Origin of the sequence: Actinoallomurus sp. NPDC050550, from assembly GCF_040655075.1 — a bacterium.
GTDB lineage: Bacteria > Actinomycetota > Actinomycetes > Streptosporangiales > Streptosporangiaceae > Actinoallomurus.
In genome coordinates this window covers 1-19,938 of the sequence record NZ_JBFAJC010000042.1, presented here as the reverse complement: position 1 = coordinate 19,938, position 19,938 = coordinate 1, and the positions used below count along the sequence as shown (strand labels likewise).

Genomic DNA, 19,938 nt, shown 5'->3' with positions numbered 1-19,938 from the left:
CCCCGGGCGAGGCGCGGTTCCAGACGACCGTCGGCCATGGGGCGGCGGCGTTCGAGATGCGCTCCTTGCCGGGGTCGTACGGGGCGGGCCGTGCGACCCCGCGGTCGGTCAAGCGGAGGGCGTTCCGGTCACCAGCCGACGGCGACGAGCAGGTACTGCGGGTCGCCGTGGGAGATGAACGAGGACTGGCCGGCGTAGTCGTCGTAGGGGAAGCCGTAGGCCAGGTGGTCGATCGCGTGGTCGTGCCAGAACTTGGCGTAGTAGTTGGCCGGAGCCGCCTTGTAGTACTGGCTCGGGTCGGACCACTGCGACTGGGGCAGCTGCGCGACGTGCCGGTTCAGCGCCGCGCACATGCCGGGATTGTTCGCCAGGGAGCCCGCGCAGCCGGTGATGTTCGAGGTGCTCTCGTTCACGCCGACCGACTGGGCGTAGCTCGTGAAGTAGTCCGCGTACTGTCCGCCGGCTCGGAAGGCACTGTCACTGCCCGGTGCCGGGATGTAGTACGGGGCCTGGACCGTGGCCAGGTGCTTGAACTCGGCCGGCACCTCGTTCTGGAACCGCTGGAACGTCGCCGCACGGTCCTCGGCGAAGGTGGCCTGGTCCTCTCCGACCTGCGCGTCGTACCCGTCCTTGGCGTGTAGTCGCATCGCCAGCTTCAGGCCGAACCCGTCGACGCGAGTCGTGTTGCCGTTGAACACGGACGCCCCGACGGTGAACTCGATGAAATCCCGGTACTGGCTGGTCGGCGAGCCGAGGTAGAAGTACATCCGGCCGGCGGAGTTCGCGGGCATGTCGACGTACGGCTGCTCGGCGATGGAGTGCGTCTGGCCGCCCCAGCTCCAGTAGACCTGGCTGTCGGGGTACTTGCCGTTCGTCCGGTTGAGGACCTTGAACATCAGGACGTTCTTGGCGGCGGGGATGGTGCTCGTGTCACCCCAGAACGAATCCGGCGGTGGCGTCGTGGTCGTCCCGCTGTAGACCGCGAACTCCCAGAGCGAGTAGCCGTACTGGGTGCCGCGGGCCGTGCCGTACATCCGGATGTACCGCCCGGTGCCGCTGACGTTGAGGGTCTGCGTGCCGCCGGTGCCGGTCGTGGTGCTGTAGATGGTCGTCCAGCCGCCGGTGCCGCTGTCCGACACCTGGATCTGGAAGGACGTCGCGTACGCCGCCTCCCAGGTGAGCACCACCTGGCAGATCTGCTGCGACGACCCGAGGTCGACCTGCAGCCACTGCGGGTCGCTGAAGGCGCTGGACCAGCGCGTACCGGCGTTGCCGTCCACGGCGGCCGCGGCGGGCAGGCCGGAGTTCTCGGTGGAGGACGCGGTCGCGGGCCGGTTCAGCGCCACGTTGGATCCGCCGCAGGCGGCGGCCCTGGCCGATGACGAGGTGAAGGCGAGCTGACCGGCGAGAAGCGTGATCGCGGCCATGGCGATGAGGAGGACGTGCGCGGGCGTACGGCGGCGTGTCGCCGAGCGGGGGATGGACTGCATGAGGGCTCCCTTTCTGGCCGAGGGAGACGCGGCGCACGACCGGGTGCGCGGACGGCGCCGCGATGTGGCGGGGACGGTCGGAACCTCCGCCGGATACCGTCGGGCACCGGCGGAGCTGCCTGCTGAGAGCGCTCTCAGAGAGAGAAGGTGGACCTCTTTCCCGCCACAGTCAAGAGAGTTGACAGATAACGTTTCGATAACGACAGCGACGCCTGGCCGTCGAACCGACAGGGCATATGCCCTGGCCAGGGGGTTTGTTGTCCGCCACACCATTAGGCCGATGTAACCTGGGTGAAATAATTCGAATTCCTCGGCATGGCCTGGAGGCGGCGCGGCTCAGGCCGCTCGGCGGATCCGGTGGAGCCGGAGGATGTCGGCGGTGAACGACCACACCAGCGCCGCCAGGGCCAGCCCCGTCGCGGCCATCTCGACCGGGCGAGAGAGCACGCCTGCGGCGACGACCGTCAGCACGATCCCCTGCAGGGCGGCGACGACCTTACGGGAACGGCGCGGCGACAGCGGCGCGAGCAGCCACCGCAGCGGCAGCCCGGCCGCCACGAAGGCGTACCGCATGGTGCCGATCGCCAGCACCCACGCGCCGAGCGAGGTGGCGACGAAGATGCTGAGCACGAGGATCAGGAAGGCGTCGATCTCCATGTCGAAGCGAGCGCCCAGCGGGGACGCCGTCCCGGTGCGCCGGGCCACCTGCCCGTCAACGGCGTCCAGGGCCAGCGCCACCGCGCTGATGGCGACCAGCGGGACGATCGGTGCCGGCGTGCGCACGGTGTCCACGACGAGCGCGGTGACGCACCCGACGAGCAGCGCCCGCACCAGGGTGACGTGGTCGGCCGGGGCGAGCGACCACCGGCCGCGGCGGCGCAGGGCGCGGCCGAGGACGACCCCCAGCGTCGCCGCATACGCCACGCCGGCCAGCCAGCCCACCAGGCCGAGCCCCGTCGTCGCGGCCAACACGGCGAACAGCACCGGCTGCGCCATCGCCCCGACCAGCGGGCCCGGTGGGAGACGCCGCCGGCCGGTCGCTCGATGCGCGACGCGGACTGGACCGGGTCGTTCGGTTTCGATCCGGTCGACAATCATGTCTTTTGTGAGCATTCCGCACACCCCCAAGGGGAACACGCATCGGAGGCCGAAACGGTTCGGCGGAATCTACTCCGACGCGATCCGCCCGTCAGCGCGGGGCGGAGTCGGCGATGGCCCGGCGTCCGGCCACCGGGCCGACACCGCAGGAGAATCGGAACGGCGTTGAACCGATCGCCGCGAATGATCGTGTAAGAGGGCATGGCGCTCGAATCGAGGAGGTACGGCGACCGGTGGCCGAGCCCGCCCCCGGTCCACGCGAAGTGGCGGCCGAGGCCGCCCTCCGGCCGCGGCGGTCTTTCGGCGCGGCGCGTAAGCGAGGCCGCGGTCACCGGGTACGCCGTCGAATGGCTGGACCTGCGCGAGGACGCGGACGCGGCCGCCCGCAACGCCGAACTCGTCGACCTGCTCGTCCCGTCTCTGGCCGACGCATCCCTGGTCATCAGGGATCTCGGGTGCGGCACGGGTTCCATGGGGCGCTGGCTGGCCGGGCGGCTACCCGGTCCCCAGCACTGGATCCTGCACGACCGCGATCCGGCGCTCCTCGCCGAGGCCGCCACGCGCCCGCCGAAGACGACCGCCAACGGCGCGCCCGTCACGGTCACGCTCGAAAAGGGCGACGCCACCGGCCTCCGCGCGACGGATCTCGCCGGTACGTCGCTGGTGACGGCGTCCGCGCTGCTGGACCTGCTCACCGCCGAGGAGGTGGCCGGGCTCGCCGCGGCGTGCGCACGCGCCGGATGCCCCACGCTGCTGACGCTGACCGTCGCCGGGAGGGTCGAATTCCTCCCCGCCGACCCCCTCGACGCGGAACTCGCCGCCGCCTTCGACGACCACCAGCGCCGTACGGTCGGCGGCGGCACCGACCCCGTCGTCCGTTCCCCGCAGACCTTTTCAGCGCCCGATCCGTCCCAGCAGGCGCTCCCCGGGGCGGGACCCGATCCGTTTCAGCGAGCCCTACCCGGGGCGGCACCCGATTCGCCCCAGCAGGCCCATTCCGACACGGCCGCCGATCCGCCACGGGAGCCGTCTGCCGACGCGGTATCCGGCCCGTCCCTGCCGGCCCGTTCCGGCACGCCGTCCCGGCCCGCCGCCCGGCGCCTGCTCGGTCCGGACGCGGCCGACGCCGCCACCGCCGCGTTCGAACGGTCGGGCATGGTGGTCCACCGTCGGCCCAGCCCCTGGCGACTCGGGCCGGCGCAGGCGGAGCTGACCGCGCAGTGGCTCCGAGGCTGGGTCGCGGCCGCCGTCGAGCAGCGGCCGGAGCTGGCCGGCCCGGCCGATGCGTACCTGCGCCGGCGTCTCGCCGCGTGCGCGGCCGGTGCGCTCCAGGTCGTCATCGACCACGACGACCTTCTCGCGCTTCCTCCGGCGGGCCGATCGTGAAGCGCGCCGCCTGGGCCTGGCTCCGTACGCTCGCCGCCGCCGGTGTCATCGGCCTGCTGCTGTGGCGTCTCGGAACCCGGGCGATCCTGGACGGGCTCAGTGTGATCGATCTCCGCGCGGTGTGCGCGGCACTGGCGATCGGCCTGATCACGACGGTGCTCACCGCCTGGCGCTGGTGCCTCGTGGCCTGGCGGCTCGGTCTCCGGCTGCCCCTGCGGAACGGCGTCGCGGACTACTATCGCGCGCTGTTCCTGAACGGGGTGCTGCCTGCGGGTGTCCTCGGCGACGTGCACCGCGCGGTGCGGCACGGCCGGCAGGAGGGCGACGTCGGCCGCGGGGTCCGTGCGGTGGTGTTGGAGCGCGCCGCGGGTCAGGTGGTGGTCGTCGCCGTCGCCGGCGTGGTATTGGCCGCCCGGCCCACGGTCGTTCCGCCGCGGTTCCGCGAGGCCCTCACCATCGCCGGGACGGCGGTCGCGGCGGCGGTGTTCGTCGTGTCGGTCGTCGCGGTCATCGCCGGGGGTCGCCGGACGCGGAGCGGTTCGCGATGGCGACGCGCGTCCGCGGACTCCCTTCGCGATCTGCGGCGCGGCCTGCTCGCCCGCGACGCCTGGCCGGGCGTCGTCCTGCTGTCGGTGCTGGCGTTCGCCGGGCACCTGGTTCTCTTCCTGGTGGCCGCGCGTACGGCGGGATCGACCGCGTCGTTCGCCCGGCTGCTCCCTCCGATGGTCGTGACCCTGCTGGCGATGGGGCTGCCGGTGAACGTCGCCGGATGGGGACCGCGCGAAGGAATGGCGGCGCTGGCGTTCGGCACGGCGGGGCTGGGCGCCGCCCAGGGCCTCACCATCGCGGTGGTGTACGGGGTGCTCTCCTTCGTCGCGAGCCTGCCCGGTGCCGGCGTGCTGCTGTGGCCGGCCCTGGTGAGGGCATGGCCGAGACTCACGCGGGTGCGGACCGTACGCCCGCTGCCGCGTCGGAAGGGCGATGCGGGGATCGACGCGTGGACCACCGCCGGAAGCCGTCCGTGGATATAGTCGGCGCCGCCGTCCGACGCCCGGTACGGGCCGGCGCCGATGCCCGATTTGACCGGACTCCCCACTGAGGAGCTGTGGAGTGTCGTTCTTCACGCGTTTCCGCCGGCCGACGGCTCAAGCACGGGTGGCCACGGACGGACGTCCCGCACCGGACGACCGTCCGACACCGGCCGACGGTTCGGCGCCGGCCGACGGTTCGGCGCCGGCCGACGGTTCGGCGCCGGCCGACGGTTCGGCGCGGGAGGACAGTTCGGCGCGGGAGGACGGTTCGGAGAACCCGCCGGACGACCGTCCGACACCGGATAACGGCTCGACACCGGAGGACGGTTCGGAGAACCAGCCTGTCGGCGCCGTCGCCGATGATGGCACGGGCCGCGCGGACGCCGGTGACGACGCGGCCCGCCCGGACGCCGATGACCCGGAAGAGCCCCTGACGCAGAACGCGACCGAGGACGACGGCGACCGGAACGACCGCGACGAGAGCGGCGGCGAAGAAGGCGGGCGCCCGCGCCGGCGGGCGGCGCATCCCGTCGCCGGCCGGGTGGCCACCGCGCTGGCCTGCGTGTTCGTGGTGTCGGCCCTCCTGATCCCGGATGACTTCGGTCACCTGACGCCGGCCGCGTTCGTCCGTATCCCGCTCGAGGGGCTTGTCGGCGCCGCCCTCGTCCTCGTCCTGCCGGCGCGGGCGCGGCGGGTGGTGGCGGCGCTCCTCGGAGTCGCCGTCGGCCTGCTCGCCATCGTGAAGCTGCTCGACCTGGGCTTCTCGGTGGTTCTCGCCCGGCCGTTCAACCCGGCGTACGACTGGCCCCTGTTCTCGGCCGGCCTGGAGTTCGTCCGGACGTCGGCCGGGCAGGCCGGCGCGATCGGCGCCGTCGCGGCGATCGCGGTGCTCGCCGCCGGCCTGCTCGTGCTCGCGGCGAGGTCGGTACTGCGCCTGAGCCGCGGGCTCGTCCGCCACAAGGTCGCCGCGACCCGCACCGTCGCGGTGCTCACGGTCGCCTGGGTGGCCTTCGCCGTCCTCGGCGTACGGATCGTGCCGGGTGTGCCGGTCGCCGGGCACGCGTACGACCATTCGCAGCAGGTGCTCGCCGGCCTGCGGGACAGGAAGACGTTCGCCCGGGAGGAGGCCGCCGACGCGTTCCGCGGCACCCCGGGCCGGAACCTGCTGACCGGGCTGCGCGGCAAGGACGTCATCCTGGCGTTCGTCGAAAGTTACGGCCGCGACGCGGTCGAGGACCCGACGTACGCACCGCAGGTCGACGCGGTCCTCGACGCCGGGACCCGCCGGCTGGCCGCGGCCGGGTTCGGCGCGCGCAGCGCCTTCCTCACCTCACCGACGGCGGGCGGCGGCAGCTGGCTGGCCCACGCGACGCTGCTGTCCGGACTGTGGGTCGACAACCAGCAGCGCCACGACACCCTGGTCAAAGGGAGCCGTTTCACCCTGAGCATGGCCTTCCGGCGCGCGGGCTGGCGGACCGTCGCCATGGAGCCGGGGAACACCCGCCCCTGGCCGGAGGGCTCGTCGTTCTACGGCTACGAGCGGATCTACGACCACTGGAACATGGGGTACCACGGGCCGCCGTTCAACTGGGGTACTCCCCCGGACCAGTACTCCCTCGCGGTCCTCCAGCGCTCCGAGCTCGCGGCCCCGCACCGTGCCCCGGTGATGGCGGAGTTCCCGCTCGTCTCGAGCCACGCACCCTGGGCTCCCACGCCCCGGCTCGTCGACTGGAAGAGCGTCGGCGACGGGTCGGTCTTCGGCCCCATCGCCGCGGCCGGCGACCGGCCGGACGCCGTCTGGCGCAGCCTGTCCCGGATCCGCGCGGCGTACCGGGGCTCGATCGAGTACTCCCTGAACACCCTCATCTCCTACGTGGAGACCTACGGCGACAAGAACCTGGTGCTCGTCTTCCTCGGCGACCACCAGCCCACTCCGCTCGTCACCGGGCCGGGCGCCGACCGGGACGTGCCGATCACGATCGTCGCCCGCGACCCGGCCGTACTGGACCGTATCTCCGGGTGGGGCTGGCAGGACGGTCTCCGGCCCGGCCCGCACTCCCCGGTCTGGCGGATGGACGCCTTCCGCAACCGGTTCCTGACCGCGTTCGGCCCGCAGGCCTCCCCCGGGGCCTCCGCCGCGCCGGCCCGCTGACCGCCCGGCGCAAGAGCCGCGTGCTGGAACGGGTGAATGCAACCTGCGTTCCGCAGAAATACCCCAAAACCCCGCAACTGGCACAATACCGGGACATGCCGAACGCAACGGTCGACGTTGCGGGGCACTGGTACGACCGGGGGCACAGCATGGACGAACCGATCGGCGGCACCGTCGCCCCTGGCCGGGATTCCTCCTGGCCAGGGGCGCCCGTCGACCGCGCGGACGAGGGGCGGGGGGCCGAACGCCGCCCCGGCAGGACGACGTCTCTGGTGGGACGGCGGGCCGAGGTCGGCCAGGTCCTCGACGCGATCGACGCGGGGCGGAGCGGACCGCGGACGATGCTGCTGCTCGGGGAGGCGGGCAGCGGGAAAACGGCGCTGCTCACAGCCGCGGTCGACCACGCGCGGGAGATCGGCGACCTCGTCCTGGCCTCGCGGGGGTGTGAGGCCGAGGCCGAGCAGTCGTTCGCCGCCCTACACCAGTTGCTCGTCCCCCTGCTGTCCGAGATCGGCGACCTCCCCGAGCACCAGCGAGAGGCGCTCGAGACGGCGTTCGGGATGGTCGCCGCCGCCCGGCCGCACGACCCGATGCTGCTCCGCCTCGGCGTTCTGAACCTCCTGACCGGAGTCTCCCGGCGCCTGCCCGTCCTACTGATCGTCGACGACGTCCAGCACGTCGACGCCGACTCCCTCGACGTCCTGGGCTTCGTGATGCGCCGCTTGGCGACCGAGGCCGTGACGGTGCTGATCGCGGCACGGGGGCGCACGGCCCCGGACGGTCTCGTCCCGGACCTGCCCGTACTGACCCTGGGGCCGCTGACCCGCCCGGCGGCCGCACGCCTGCTGGACACCCAGCCGGAGCCGCCGACCGGCCGGGCGCGGGTCGACGTCCTGGAACAGGCCGCCGGGAACCCCCTGGCCATCATCGAACTGTGCCGCGCCGTACGTGAGGGCCAGGCGCTGCCCGGCGGCGGGCTGCCCCAGACCCAGCGCATCCAGGAGATGTTCGCGGCCCGGCTCCGGGCGCTGCCGGCCGCCACCCAGCGGCTGATCGTCTATGCGGCCGCGTCCTCGGACGACGAGGACCTGGGGACCATCATGGCCGCGGCGGGGGCAGGGTCCGACCTGGGAATGTGGGCGCCCGCGGAGAACGCCGGTCTCATCACCATCGCGGGCGGCAGGGTCGCCTTCCGGCATCCGCTCGTTCGCGCGGGTTCCTATCACGGAGCCCCCGTGCACCTGCGGCAGCAGGTGCACGCCGACCTCGCGAACGCCCTCGACCACGATCCCGCACGCCGGGCGTGGCATCTGGCCGCCGCGCGCATCGGACCGGACGAGTCCGTCGCGGCGGCCTTGGAGGAGACCGCGGATCTCGACGAGCGACGCGGCGGCTTCTTCGCGGCGGCACGGGCGCTGGAACGGTCCGCCGAGTGCAGCCCGGCGGCCGAGGACCGGGCGCGGCGGTACGCCAAGGCGATCAGAGCCGTCCAGAACGCGGGCGACCCGTCATGGGCCCGCGAGCTGTACGACAAGGTGACGACGCTGACGCGGGACCCGGACCTGCTCGGCGTCGCGGCGTGCGGGGCCGGGACGGCCCTGTCGCTGTTCGCCCGCCAGCGCGAGGCGTTCCAGCTGATGATCTGGCCGCTCGAGCACCGTCCGCCGACGGACGGCCGCACGACGCTCGCCCTCGCCGCCGTGGTCAGCGCGGTCGCGTATCAGTCGGGGCTGCCGGAGATGAGGCGGCCGCTCGCCCACCTTCTCGACGGGGTCGAGTTCGGGGATGCCGCCACGCCCTACACCGAACTGACCGGGGCCGACGCCGCCGAGTCGATAAGCGCCGTGGTCGTGGCCCAGGCCGACCCGGCCGCCCACGCCCCCTCCCTGCTGCGGCACCTCGAACGGCGGAACCCTCCGCACCCGTCGACCGGCATGGCGGAGATCACCCGCCTGCACGGACTGGCAGGGGTCGCCTGGCTGGCCGACGAGACGGACCTGTGCGTCACCTCCTTCCGGCAGGTGTTCGACGTGCTCCGCGCGTACGGCTCGATGGGCGTGAGCGCGCACTCTCTCGTGCCGATGACCTCGGCGCTGATCGACACGGGGCGCTGGGCGGAGGCCGACGAGCTGCTGGGCGAGGCGGGCACCCTCGCAGCCGTCCACAAGTGGCGGCACGTCGAGGTCGACGTGGAGGCGCTGCGGGTCACCCTGCGCGCGCTGCGCGGGCAGCCGGCGGGCGGCGGGATGCCGGAGGATCCGGCGTGGACCGCCATCGGTCTGGAGGAGAACCGTGCCACCCACGCGTATCTGCTGCGGGCGGCGGGCACCGCGGCCGTGGCGGCGGGCGACTTCGACGACGCGTTCCGCCACTTCCGCCTCCTGTTCGAGGAGGACGGCGCGCCCCTGCACCACTTCCTGTCGCCTCGGTCCATCGCCGACCTGGCGGCGGTGGCCCAGCGGACGGGCCGGCAGGAGGAGGTCGGGCCCGTTGTCGCCGCGGTGCGGGAGGCCGTCGGCCCCCGGCCGACGACCCGGATGACGCTGCTGCTGCACCACGCCTCCGCCCTCGTCGGCGACCCGAAGGAGACCGAACACCACTTCCGGCTCGCCGTCGTGAACCCGGCCGGCGACGAGTGGCCCCTGGCCCGCGCGCTGGCCCGGCTGCACTACGCGCAGTGGCTGCGCAGGAGACGACGGCCCCTGGACGCCCGCCCGCTCCTCGCGACGGCGCTGGAGTCGTTCACCCGGCTCGGCGCGGCCGGTCTCGCCGACGAGGCACGGGGTGAGCTGCGGGCAAGCGGCGTCGCCGCCTCCCCCACCACGGTCGACCCGCTGTCCGAACTGACCGCCCAGCAACGGCAGATCGTACGGCTCGCAGCGCAGGGCCTGCGCAATCGGGAGATCGCCGAGCAGCTGATGCTGTCTCCGCGCACGGTCAGCTCGCACCTGTACAACGTGTATCCGAAGCTGGGCGTGAGCAGCCGTCACCAGCTCCGCGGTTTCTTCGACGACCTGTGACCGCCGGACGAACGAGAGGTGCGCGCGTGAGAACCGAGCCCCACAGGGACGGAGGCGCTCCCGAGGGTCCCGCCGTTGTCCTCGATCCGTTGGTCCAGAGGCTCGTCGACGCCTCGGCGGCGCCGCCGTACCTGCACCAGCTCGGCCCGGACGACGGACGCCAGGCGCTCCTGGAGGCCCAGGGCCACCCGCACGACGACCTCGGGGTCGAGGCCGAGTTCCGCGTGGCGCCCGTGGGGCCGTCCGGGCTTGCCGGCTTCTGGGTGTTCCGGCCGGTCCGGCCGACCGGTCCGCTCCCGACCGTCGTCTACGTCCACGGAGGCCGGTGGATGCTCGGCGACGCGCGGACCCATGCCCGGATCATCGGTGAACTCGCCGCCCGCAGCAGTGCCGCGTTCGTGGTCCCGGAGTACACCCGGACCCCCGAGGCCCGGTACCCGGTCGCGATCGAGGAGTCGTACGCGGTGCTGACCTGGGTGGCCGAGCACGCCGACGACCTGGGACTCGACGGCCGGAGACTGGCGGTCGCCGGGGACTGCGCGGGCGCGACCATGGCCGCGGCGCTCACGATGATGATCAAGCAGCGCGGCGGTCCGCGCATCCGTGCGCAACTGCTGTACTACCCGATGACCGATCCTCGCTGCGACACCGCGTCGCAGCGGCAGTTCGCGTCCGGTTACCTGCTGACACGTACGGCGCTGGAGTGGTATTGGCAGCAGTACACCGACGACGAGGACGAACTCGCCGAGCCCACCGCCTCACTGCTGCGGGCGACGACGGAGGACCTCCGAGGGCTGCCGCCCGCCCTGATCGTCTCGGCGGAGGCCGACGTCGTACGGGACGAGGGCGAGCAGTACGCGCGCCGGCTGCTGCGGGCGGGCGTGCCGGTCACCTCCGTCCGGTACCTGGGCACCGTCCACGACTTCGCTTCGCTCACCGCGTTGCGGGACAGCCCACCGACCCTGGCCGCCGTCCGGCAGGGCGGCCTCTTCCTCGAGAACGCCCTGGCCGCCCGGCGCTGACGCCGGACTTACCGCCTGGCACTGACGCCGACGGTCCGCTGAAGAGGCCCGTCAACTTACTGATGCGTCCGGGACGCGCGGGTTGGGACGCTGAGCGGCATGAGCCGTCCACCGGCGGCACGCATGCGCATGGAAGAGGTCAGCATGTCCACCATCAAGCCCGTCCTTGAAGAGGCCGCACAGGCGTTCGTCGAGGCGACCAAGAACCCGCCGTTCCTGTACGACCTCGGGCCGGTCGAAGGGCGCAAGGCCGTCGACTCCGTCCAGGACGGCGACGTCCCCGTGCCGGACGCCGACGTCGAGGACCTCACCATCCCCGGCGGACCGTCGGGCACGGTCTCGATCCGGATCTTCCGCCCGGCCGGCGCCCAGGGCACCCTGCCCGTGGTCCTGTACGTCCACGGCGCGGGCTGGGTGTTCGGCAACGCCCACACCCACGACCGGCTCGTCCGCGAGCTCACCGTACGGTCCCAGGCCGCGACGGTCTTCGTGAACTACAGCCTCTCCCCCGAGGCGAAGTACCCCACCGCGATCGAGGAGATCTACACCGCACTGCAGTGGATCTCCGAGCAGGGCACCGAGCACGGCCTCGACCCGGCCCGCATCGCGGTGGCCGGCGACTCGGTCGGCGGCAACATGACCGCGGCGACCACCATCCTGGCCAAGCGGCGCAGCGGCCCGAAGCTGGCCGCGCAGCTGCTGTTCTACCCCGTCACCGACGCGAACTTCGACACCGGCTCCTACGAGCAGTTCGCCACCGGATACTTCCTGAGCCGCGACGGCATGAAGTGGTTCTGGGACCAGTACACGACCGACCCCGCCCAGCGCGCAGAGATCACCGCGTCGCCGCTGCGCGCGAGCCTGGACGAGCTCGCCGGGCTGCCGCCGGCGCTGGTCATCGTGGCCGAGGCCGACGTGCTCCGCGACGAGGGCGAGGCGTACGCCGCCAAGCTGCGCGCCGCCGACGTCCCCGTCACCGCCGTCCGCTACCAGGGGATCATCCACGACTTCGTCATGGTCAATGCGATGCGCGAGACGCACGCCGCGATCGCGGCCACGCAGCAGGCCGGCGAGTTCCTTCACGAGGCGCTGCACTCCTGACCACCTGCCGCCCGGCCAGGCGGCATCGAACTCTGGACGGCGCGCGATTCAGCGCCGAGAACCCTTGCAAGGAGCCCTTCCCATGACCGCGAACACCACCCCCACGGTCGTCCTCGTGCACGGCGCGTTCGCCGACGCCGCCAGCTGGTCCGGCGTCATCGCCGAGCTCCAGGAGCACGGCGTTCCCGTCGTGGCCCCGCCCAACCCGCTGCGAGGCCTGGCCTCCGACGCGGCGTACATCGCCTCCGTGGCCGCCCAGATCGACGGCCCCGTCGTGCTGGTCGGCCACTCCTACGGCGGCGCGATCATCACCGTGGCCGGAGCGACCGACAACGTCATCGGCCTCGTCTACGTCGCCGCGTACGTGCTCGACGAGGGAGAGAGCCTCGGCGAGCTGCAGGGACGCTTCCCCGCCTCGCCGCTGGGCGACAACCTGCGGCAGGCGACCTACCCGGTCGAGGGCGGCGACCCTGCCGTGGAGGTCACGATCGCCGCTGAGGCCTTCCCGGAGGTCTTCGCCGCGGACGTCCCCGCCGAGGTCACCAAGGTCCTCGCGGTGGCGCAGCGACCGCTCGCGGCCGGGGCGTTCACCGAGACCGCGGCCATGGCGGCCTGGAAGACCAAGCCCTCCTGGGCGCTCGTCGCCGCCGCCGACCAGGCGATCAACCCCGAGGTCGAGCGGTTCGGCGCCAAGCGGGCAGGCGCGACCATCGTCGAGGTCGAAGGCGCCTCGCACGCGGTCGCGGTGTCCCGTCCGACGGACGTGGCCGACCTGATCCGTGAGGCGGTCCGGGCCACCTCGGCCTGACGCACCGCTCACCGGCCGGCGTGCCGTCGTCGGCCTAACGCACCGCTCACCGGCCGGCGTGCCGTCGCCCGGCCGGGCGGCACGCTTGGGGCGGAGCGTCTGCCCGCCGTCATGGCCTGCCCCCGGATGATCTAGCTCGCGCTGTTCCGGCCCCTGATGATCTGGGCCGCCGTGATCCAGAGGACCGGTTCTCGAGGATCGCCGTCGCGGCCCGATCGGCGAACGCCGCGTGCCTGAGGCCTCATATCCCGGCGCGTCCAACGGGAACCGCTGCGCGCCGCCGAGATGCCGGCGCAGTCGTGGGCCTGCTCGGCTCCGACCACGGGTTCGGCCGTGTCCAGCAGAGATTCGAGCTTCGGCAGCTTCTCCGGCGGCATGCGGTAAGCGGTCGCAGCGGCACCTCGCGACCAGGCGATCAGATCGGCGTGTGCCCGGTCACCGAGGTCGGCGTCACGGGCGGCGATCAGGTACAGGTCGACGTGCACGCGGGTCCAGGTGCCCGATGCGCGCAGCCGCTCATAGGCTCCCAGCCGTACGTGCCGAGGCGCGTCGGCGGACAGCCATTCCCACAGCTGAGCGACCGGTACGGCGTCGGGTTCGGTATGCAGTGCCGCGTTGGCGGCACGCACGACCACCGTCGCCGTACATCACGGCGAAGGTGCGAAACGCCCGGTCCAGTCCGATCCAGGTGTCCGCGCCGGCGATCGACAGCATCGCCAGCACCTCGGCGGCGGACTCCCGGCCCGCGGCGGCCTCGGCGATCCGGACCGCCAGCGGCCCGTAGCCGGGAGCGTGGAACTCCCGAACCTCGTCGATCGGGCCGGCCAGATGGGCGTTGAACTCCGCGAACTCCTCGGCCGGCAGGCGTCAGCGGATCTGGTGGCCGTCGGGAAAATCGGTCGAGCGCGAGAGGTCCTCCCAGGCGCGGATGTCGGAGTCGACCGCCGCGCGGCCGGCGGCGACCAGGCGCAGCGCGTCGGAGCCGAGGACCAGGTGGGCGGGCGGGTCAGGCGCGCCCAGAACCCGCAGGATCGCGGCCGCGGCCTTGGCCGGGTCGCCCAGCTGACGGCCGCTGGCGGCCTGCCGCGCCTCGCGCAGCGGGGTGAACACCTCGTCGTAGTCGGCGATGGACCGCTCGGCGCGCACCATCGACCGTCCCGCCCAGTCGGTACGGAACGACCCGGGCTCGACTGCGGTGACCCGGATGCCGAGCCCTGCGACCTCCTTGCCCACCGTCTCGACGATCGCCTCGAGCGCGTACTTGCTGCCGCAGTAGGCGGACAGCCCCGGCACGGTCATCAGCCCGCCCATGGAGGTGACGGCGAAGATGTGGCCGGCGCGGCGGGCCCGCATGTACGGCAGGACGGCCTGGATGGTCGCGGCCGCACCGAAGACGTTGACCTCGAACTGGGCGCGCAGGTCCGCCTGCGGCGTCTCCTCGAACACCCCCTCGAGGCCGTAGCCGGCGTTGGCGATCAGGACGTCGATCGGCCCGATGCCGGCTTCCACCTCCTCGACCAGCGCGAACACCGCCTTGTCGTCGGTGACGTCGAGCAGCCGCGCGTGCGCACGCCCCGGCGCCGACCGGGCGAAGGCGTCGGCGTCGTCCTGCCTGCGGACCGTGCCGACGACGGTATGGCCGGCGTCCAGCGCCCCTTGCGCGAACGCCCGCCCCAGGCCGCTGCTGACACCGGTGATGAGAAAAGTCCTGGTCATGAGATCGGCTCCTTCCGACACAGCTCCGATTCTACACAGCGCAGATTTTTCTCAACACAGCGTCTATTATCTGCCGATCGCAGTATCCTCGGCCTCATGGCGACGGAGCGGACGGCGCGGAGGCGGCGCGACACCCCGCGCAAGGGCGACCTGCGCGAGCAGGCGATCCTGCGCACGACCGAGCAGTTGCTGGAGCGGGACGGCGTCGAGCCGATGACCGTCGAGGCCATCGCCAAAGGCGCCGGGATCTCGCGGGGGTCGTTGTACTTCTACTTCGGTTCCAAGCAAGAGGTGCTGACGGCGCTGGTCGCCCGTACGCTCGACACGCTCACCCAGGACGCCACCGTCTTCCCCGACGACGAGACCACTCCGCCGCACCAGGCCATCGAGCACGCCATCGACCGGACCGCGGACATGTGGCGCCGGCACGGCCGGGTGATGCGCACGGCCGTCGACTACGCCGCCGTGATCCCGGAGATCGGCGATCTGTGGACCGCCACGGTGGCGACCTTCACGGAGGTGATGACCGGCGTTCTCGTCCGCGCCGGCGTCCCCGAAGGCGACGGCCCGGCCGACGCCACCGCCCTGGCGCACACCTTGTGCTGGATGACCGAACGTGCCCTCTACCAGGCAGCGTCTCAGCCGGTTCCCGACCTGGCCCGCGCCATCACCACCTGCACCGAGATCTGGTTCCGGGTCATCGGCCACCGCGACGGGACCGGCTCAGGCGGCTAGCACCGCTGCCGCGGCTTCACCGTGCCGCGCGTGCTCATGGCGCCCCGCCCAGCGGACGGCGAGCGGTGCCGCCAGGCCCGTCACGGCGAACAGTGCTCCCACGACGTACCACCCCGGGCGCCCCCAGGTGATGCACAGGGAGATGAGCAGGGTCGGCCCGAGGGCCTCGGCCAGGCCGGTGCCCAAGCCGAACACACCTAGGTACTGACCGGTCGCGTGCTCCGGGGCGAGGGCGAAGGAGACCTCGAATCCCGCGGCGGAGTGCCACAGCTCGCCCACCGTGTGGATCACCACCGCGGTCATGAGCAGGGTCGCGGCAGCCCATGCCGGTACCCCCGCGGACAGCGAGAACAGCGAGCAGGCGATGAGGAAGGCGACACCCGACCTCCGGTAGGCGACCCCTCCGGCCGTCGGAGAGTCGACGCCGCGGCCGGCTCGTACCTGGAACGCGATGACGATGACGGTGTTGGTGAGCATGGTGCCCGAGATGAGCCAGCGTGGGGCGCTCGTGGCCTGGATCATCCAGAGCGGAAGGGCGACGGTGAGCACCTTGAACTGGATCGCCATGATGCCGTTCAGCGCTGTGATCAGCAGGTACGGCCGGTCCCGCAGGGCGAGCCGGCGAGGGCCATCGACGGCGCGGTCGGGCGTGACCGGCGGCAGGAAGACCAGGAACACCGCGGAGGCGCCGACGGTCACCGCGTTGCCGATGACCAGCAGCTCGTAGGCCGTGTGCGTGCCCACCTGCACGACCCAGCCCGCCAGGAGGGCGCCGACGGAAACGCCGATGTTGGTCACGGCCCGCAGATAGGCGCGGAACTCCTGAGGCCGGTCCCCTCCGTGACGCCGGATGAGCGGACTGCGCGCGGCGTCCTCGGCCGCGTGCGCCCCGGTGGCCGCGCACACCGCGAGGACGAACGGCCAGAAGCTGTGCGCGAGCAGGAAGCAGGCCGTTGCCAGTCCTCGGACGACGAGGGTGGTCGCGTAGACGCCCCGCGCTCCGCGCGTGTCCGCGAGGTGGCCGACGGCGATCCCCGTGGCGAGCGAGACGAAACCGGCGATGCCGAGTCCGAGACCCACTTCGGCCGCCGGCAGGTGGGCCGCCTGGGTGAAGTACAGGACCCCGGCGGTCAGATAAAGGCCGCTGCCGATGGTGTTGACGAAGTTCGTGGCGGCGATGGCGCGCTGCGGTCCGTTGTCCGGCAGCAGATGGGGCATGGCGAGGCTCCACGTCTGGGCGGCGGCAGAGCCTTCAGCTTCTTGCAAAGAGTTTGCAATAGCAAGATTATTGCAGTACTTCGCTGGTCCCGAAGCGCCCTAGAAGCCGCGGCGGACGGAGAGACGGTCGAGAACCCGCGTGAGCCAGACGGTGGCCAGGTCGCGCACGCGCGCGTACTCCTCCTCCGGATACTGCCGGGGTCCGTTCTCGATCAGGAGGATCAGGTACAGGTACGCCCGGTAGAGATCAAACCGGACGATGGCCGCCGGGGTCAGCTCCAGCGGCGTCACCTCGCGATAGCCGACCAGCAGCGAGTCATCCTCCCGTAGGTCGCCGAAGACGGTCGGCGTGACGAACTCCGCCAGCGGGTCGCCCCCAGAACGCGCGTTCATGGTCGATGATGGCCTGGATCCGCGGCGTCGCGGTGAGGTCGACCGGCTTGACGGTTGTTCCACGAGACGCCGTCGAGCGTGTCGAACAGCAGATGGTCCCCGCCGAGCACCGGGTCGTCGAACACCGCGCTCAGCAGCGTCGGCACGGGTACGCCCGCCGCCACGGCCAGCCCGTAGGCCTCGGCCTCCATACGCAGGAGGTTGAGCTCGTAGCTGAGCTGCTCCAGCTCCGGAGGCGGGGACAGCTTGAGCACCACCTCGCGGCCATCGTCGAGGGCGAGCCTCCACACCGCGTTGGCGAACCCGTCCGTCAGCTCGGTCGACGCCGTCACGCCCGCACCGAGGGCCCGCCGGGCCAGCGCGTCCAGCTCCACATCGGACAGGTGCCACTTCGTCCTACTGTTCACGGACCCGATTGTGCGGCCACGCCCATTGGTCGTCCAGGCTCCCCCGGGCGGGGGAATCGGGCCTCCACCGGCGGGCCAGCGAGCTCGATCGTCCGGGTGAGGCCGGAGACCGCGCATTCTGCGAGTTTCGAGACACGGGCAACACGGCCCGTACGCTCTCGAGGAGCCGTAAATGGCACATCTGTACGCCCGGGTCGCGGCGGCCGGGATCGGCGGCATCGTCCTGCTGACGGGCGCCACGGCGCACGCCGCCCCTGCGTCCCCCAAGGAAGGTCACGTCACCGGTGACGCCTGGGTGAGATACCCGCTCGACCCGGAGAACGCCCTCCGGCGGTTCATCGTCGACGCGCACGGCAACGCGTTCCGGTTCGACGGCAAGAAGATGATTATGGGAGCCGCTCACGGCACCGTACGGTTCGATCACCCCATTCCGGACTCGAACGGCGTCGTGCGGCACTACTGGGGCACCGTGAAGGTCGACTACCTGATGACCGCGGGCCCCTTCGCGGTCGTGTCCGGGACCAGCAAGGGCGTCATCGGCGAGGCGGACGGCACGCGCATGGCCTTCAGCGTCTACGCCGACCCGCGCGGCCACCGGTACGACCGGATCGGCTTCTCCTGGGGCGCCGTCGACGGCCGCTGCCTGCGCATGGGCCTGGCACCCGCGCCGTTCACGACGTACGACTCCGGCAAGGGATACACGGTGAAGCACGCCGAGCTTCCCGCGATCCCCAAGGGTGCCGAGCCGCCGGCCGACCCACCTCCCTGCACACAGAGCTGAACGCGGCCGCGCATCGCGGCGCGACGAGTGGCGACGGACCGGGCCGAGACGACGTCACGGCCCGGTCCGGCCCGCCGACCTCGGGGCCAGTACTACTCGTCCAAGTGCTCGGCGTCGGCCGGGATCCATGGGAAGGGAACCTCGGGCCAGCGGGCGGCGGCCCACTCGTCGAGATCCACGGCCAGAACTGCGTCGATGAAGACCGGGGGTGGCTGACAATCGTGCGCGCCGACGTAATGGCCGATCAGGCGAGGGGCCGCGTAAGCAATCCCGGACGAGCCCGGGATACGGACCTCTCCGTTGCCCTCCGGGCCCTCGCCCGTCGGGCACAGATCGCACTCGTGCACTCCAAGGCAGGCGTTCATCCACTGGATGGCCTGGATGGCTTTTCTTCGTAGAACACCCGAGTATCCTCCCCGAACGCCAGACTCACCGGACTCGCCGACCCGGGCACCTACGCCGGATGAACCAGGCGTATGACGCGCTTGATGCCAATCACGGTTCGGTACCGGTCCCGTGCAGCAAAGTCATTCATGCGCCACACGGCCGGATGCCCGATCTCAGAACTGAGGTGAAGAATCTGATCACGACCGGCCCAGATGCCGACATGAGCGCCCCAGGCGTCGCTTGTGGCGTTGAAGAGGATCAGATCCAGCGGCCGGGCGGCCGAGACGCGTTTCGTCGCCTCCGTGTCAGCCCACAACTCGCTCGATCGAAACGCAGGCACCTCAAGCCCGAAGTGTCTAAGTACTTCATATGCAAACAACTGACAGTTGGCACCATCGGCGATGTCAGGATGCTCGGCCACGGCTTGTGATCCCGGATACCGGACTCCGACATATTGGACAGCCCAAAAATCAGCTGGAAGCTGAGCCAATATTACGCTCACCGACACACGATCACCCTGATATACCGCAGGGTGGCACTCAGCGCGGCGACCTGGGCGAGCGTGGTGATGCCTGCGCCGGTGAGGGCTCGGGTCGCGGGCCCTCCGGTGAGGGTCGTCATGGACCTAGCCTGGCATATCGAATGATGTTAGGTTCCGACCTGATTTCGGGAGGCTGACTCGGCCCCTACCACCTGCTGCACGCCGTCCGTGCAGAGCGGCACCCGCGCGCTGCACCGGTTCGGTTACCGCTTCCCGCGCTTCCTGCTCGCCGGCGGCGAGACCATCGACCACGGAGATGCCGTGGAGAACCTCCGTCATACGGTGCTGGACGCGCCCGGCACCACCGACCCGGCGTTGCGCGCGGCCGCCGCGAGCGGCGGCCCGCTTCCCGAATCGTGGCAGTCCTACGCCACAACCGTCCGCGACGCCTCATACAAGATCACCGGCACCGATATCGACCGGCTCACCGCTGCCGGGCACACCGAGGACCAGATCTTCGAGGTCACCGTCGCGGCGGCGACCGGCGCGGCGCTGCACAGTTTCGATTCGGGCCGGCGTGCACTCGGACACAAAACTACGGCTGAATTGGCCCCTTAAACGCAGGAAAGCCCGCCGGCGTTAGCCTGGCGGGCTTTCCTGATCTATGTGAATGTCCGGCGGTGTCCTACTCTCCCACACCGTCTCCAGTGCA

19 protein-coding genes are annotated in these 19,938 nt (G+C 71.8%); 10 read left to right on the top strand and 9 right to left on the bottom strand.

Annotated elements, in window-relative coordinates:
• Positions 1-128: 128 nt before the first annotated feature.
• Together AB0I04_RS39455 and AB0I04_RS39450 are read right to left on the bottom strand one after the other, a co-directional pair.
• Positions 129-1,490, bottom strand: coding sequence for a beta-1,3-glucanase family protein (locus AB0I04_RS39455; protein WP_360897003.1), 1,362 nt, complete (start codon positions 1,488-1,490; stop codon positions 129-131).
• A gap of 336 nt (positions 1,491-1,826) precedes the next feature.
• Positions 1,827-2,603 (bottom strand): CDP-alcohol phosphatidyltransferase family protein, encoded by a 777-nt coding sequence (locus AB0I04_RS39450; protein WP_360897000.1) that lies wholly within the window; start codon positions 2,601-2,603, stop codon positions 1,827-1,829.
• Between the two features lie 186 nt (positions 2,604-2,789).
• On the opposite strand from AB0I04_RS39450, the gene AB0I04_RS39445 reads away from it, so the two are divergent.
• From AB0I04_RS39445 to AB0I04_RS39415, 7 genes are all read left to right on the top strand, one after another.
• The gene (locus tag AB0I04_RS39445) at positions 2,790-3,974 is read left to right on the top strand and encodes a class I SAM-dependent methyltransferase (protein ID WP_360896997.1); all 1,185 of its coding nucleotides are present in this window, start codon (positions 2,790-2,792) and stop codon (positions 3,972-3,974) included.
• The gene (locus tag AB0I04_RS39440) at positions 3,971-5,005 is read left to right on the top strand and encodes a lysylphosphatidylglycerol synthase transmembrane domain-containing protein (RefSeq protein ID WP_360896994.1); all 1,035 of its coding nucleotides are present in this window, start codon (positions 3,971-3,973) and stop codon (positions 5,003-5,005) included. Before AB0I04_RS39445 ends, AB0I04_RS39440 begins: the two co-directional genes overlap by 4 nt.
• A gap of 79 nt (positions 5,006-5,084) precedes the next feature.
• A complete protein-coding gene (locus AB0I04_RS39435; RefSeq protein ID WP_360896991.1) occupies positions 5,085-7,157 on the top strand; it encodes a sulfatase in 2,073 nt (690 codons plus the stop codon).
• A gap of 95 nt (positions 7,158-7,252) precedes the next feature.
• Positions 7,253-10,177 carry an AAA family ATPase gene (locus tag AB0I04_RS39430; protein ID WP_360896988.1) on the top strand — a complete coding sequence of 975 codons (2,925 nt, stop codon included), beginning with the start codon at positions 7,253-7,255 and terminating at the stop codon, positions 10,175-10,177.
• Between the two features lie 26 nt (positions 10,178-10,203).
• Entirely contained in the window at positions 10,204-11,199 is a 996-nt protein-coding gene (locus AB0I04_RS39425; RefSeq protein ID WP_360896985.1) for an alpha/beta hydrolase, read from the top strand.
• A 144-nt stretch (positions 11,200-11,343) separates the two neighbouring features.
• On the top strand, positions 11,344-12,300 hold the full coding sequence (locus tag AB0I04_RS39420) for an alpha/beta hydrolase (RefSeq protein ID WP_360897169.1): 957 nt from the start codon (positions 11,344-11,346) through the stop codon (positions 12,298-12,300).
• Between the two features lie 82 nt (positions 12,301-12,382).
• Positions 12,383-13,108 (top strand): alpha/beta hydrolase, encoded by a 726-nt coding sequence (locus AB0I04_RS39415; protein WP_360896982.1) that lies wholly within the window; start codon positions 12,383-12,385, stop codon positions 13,106-13,108.
• A gap of 131 nt (positions 13,109-13,239) precedes the next feature.
• Here AB0I04_RS39415 and AB0I04_RS39410 read toward each other — a convergent pair whose 3' ends face one another.
• Both AB0I04_RS39410 and AB0I04_RS39405 read right to left on the bottom strand, forming a co-directional pair.
• The gene (locus AB0I04_RS39410; protein WP_360896979.1) at positions 13,240-13,737 is read right to left on the bottom strand and encodes a hypothetical protein; all 498 of its coding nucleotides are present in this window, start codon (positions 13,735-13,737) and stop codon (positions 13,240-13,242) included.
• Between the two features lie 238 nt (positions 13,738-13,975).
• Complete coding sequence (locus AB0I04_RS39405; protein WP_360896976.1) at positions 13,976-14,824, bottom strand: oxidoreductase; 849 nt, start codon at positions 14,822-14,824, stop codon at positions 13,976-13,978.
• A 96-nt stretch (positions 14,825-14,920) separates the two neighbouring features.
• On the opposite strand from AB0I04_RS39405, the gene AB0I04_RS39400 reads away from it, so the two are divergent.
• A complete protein-coding gene (locus AB0I04_RS39400; RefSeq protein ID WP_360896973.1) occupies positions 14,921-15,559 on the top strand; it encodes a TetR/AcrR family transcriptional regulator in 639 nt (212 codons plus the stop codon).
• On the opposite strand, the gene AB0I04_RS39395 is transcribed toward AB0I04_RS39400, so the two are convergent.
• The 3 genes from AB0I04_RS39395 to AB0I04_RS39385 form a co-directional block, all read right to left on the bottom strand.
• On the bottom strand, positions 15,548-16,777 hold the full coding sequence (locus AB0I04_RS39395) for an MFS transporter (RefSeq protein WP_360896970.1): 1,230 nt from the start codon (positions 16,775-16,777) through the stop codon (positions 15,548-15,550). The genes AB0I04_RS39400 and AB0I04_RS39395 overlap by 12 nt on opposite strands.
• Positions 16,778-16,876: 99 nt before the next feature.
• Entirely contained in the window at positions 16,877-17,170 is a 294-nt protein-coding gene (locus AB0I04_RS39390; protein ID WP_360896967.1) for a hypothetical protein, read from the bottom strand.
• Positions 17,167-17,577 carry a phosphotransferase gene (locus AB0I04_RS39385; RefSeq protein WP_360896964.1) on the bottom strand — a complete coding sequence of 137 codons (411 nt, stop codon included), beginning with the start codon at positions 17,575-17,577 and terminating at the stop codon, positions 17,167-17,169. The genes AB0I04_RS39390 and AB0I04_RS39385 overlap by 4 nt, the downstream gene beginning before the upstream one ends.
• A gap of 172 nt (positions 17,578-17,749) precedes the next feature.
• Here AB0I04_RS39385 and AB0I04_RS39380 point away from each other — a divergent pair, with 172 nt between their 5' ends.
• A complete protein-coding gene (locus tag AB0I04_RS39380) occupies positions 17,750-18,358 on the top strand; it encodes a hypothetical protein (RefSeq protein ID WP_360896961.1) in 609 nt (202 codons plus the stop codon).
• Positions 18,359-18,812: 454 nt separating this feature from the next.
• On the opposite strand, the gene AB0I04_RS39375 is transcribed toward AB0I04_RS39380, so the two are convergent.
• Together AB0I04_RS39375 and AB0I04_RS39370 are read right to left on the bottom strand one after the other, a co-directional pair.
• Complete coding sequence (locus AB0I04_RS39375) at positions 18,813-19,166, bottom strand: NlpC/P60 family protein (RefSeq protein ID WP_360896958.1); 354 nt, start codon at positions 19,164-19,166, stop codon at positions 18,813-18,815.
• A 77-nt stretch (positions 19,167-19,243) separates the two neighbouring features.
• On the bottom strand, positions 19,244-19,366 hold the full coding sequence (locus AB0I04_RS39370; protein WP_360896955.1) for a hypothetical protein: 123 nt from the start codon (positions 19,364-19,366) through the stop codon (positions 19,244-19,246).
• Between the two features lie 88 nt (positions 19,367-19,454).
• Between AB0I04_RS39370 and AB0I04_RS39365 the strand changes: the two genes are divergently transcribed.
• Positions 19,455-19,844 (top strand): hypothetical protein, encoded by a 390-nt coding sequence (locus AB0I04_RS39365; protein ID WP_360896953.1) that lies wholly within the window; start codon positions 19,455-19,457, stop codon positions 19,842-19,844.
• The last annotated feature ends 94 nt before the right edge of the window (positions 19,845-19,938 follow it).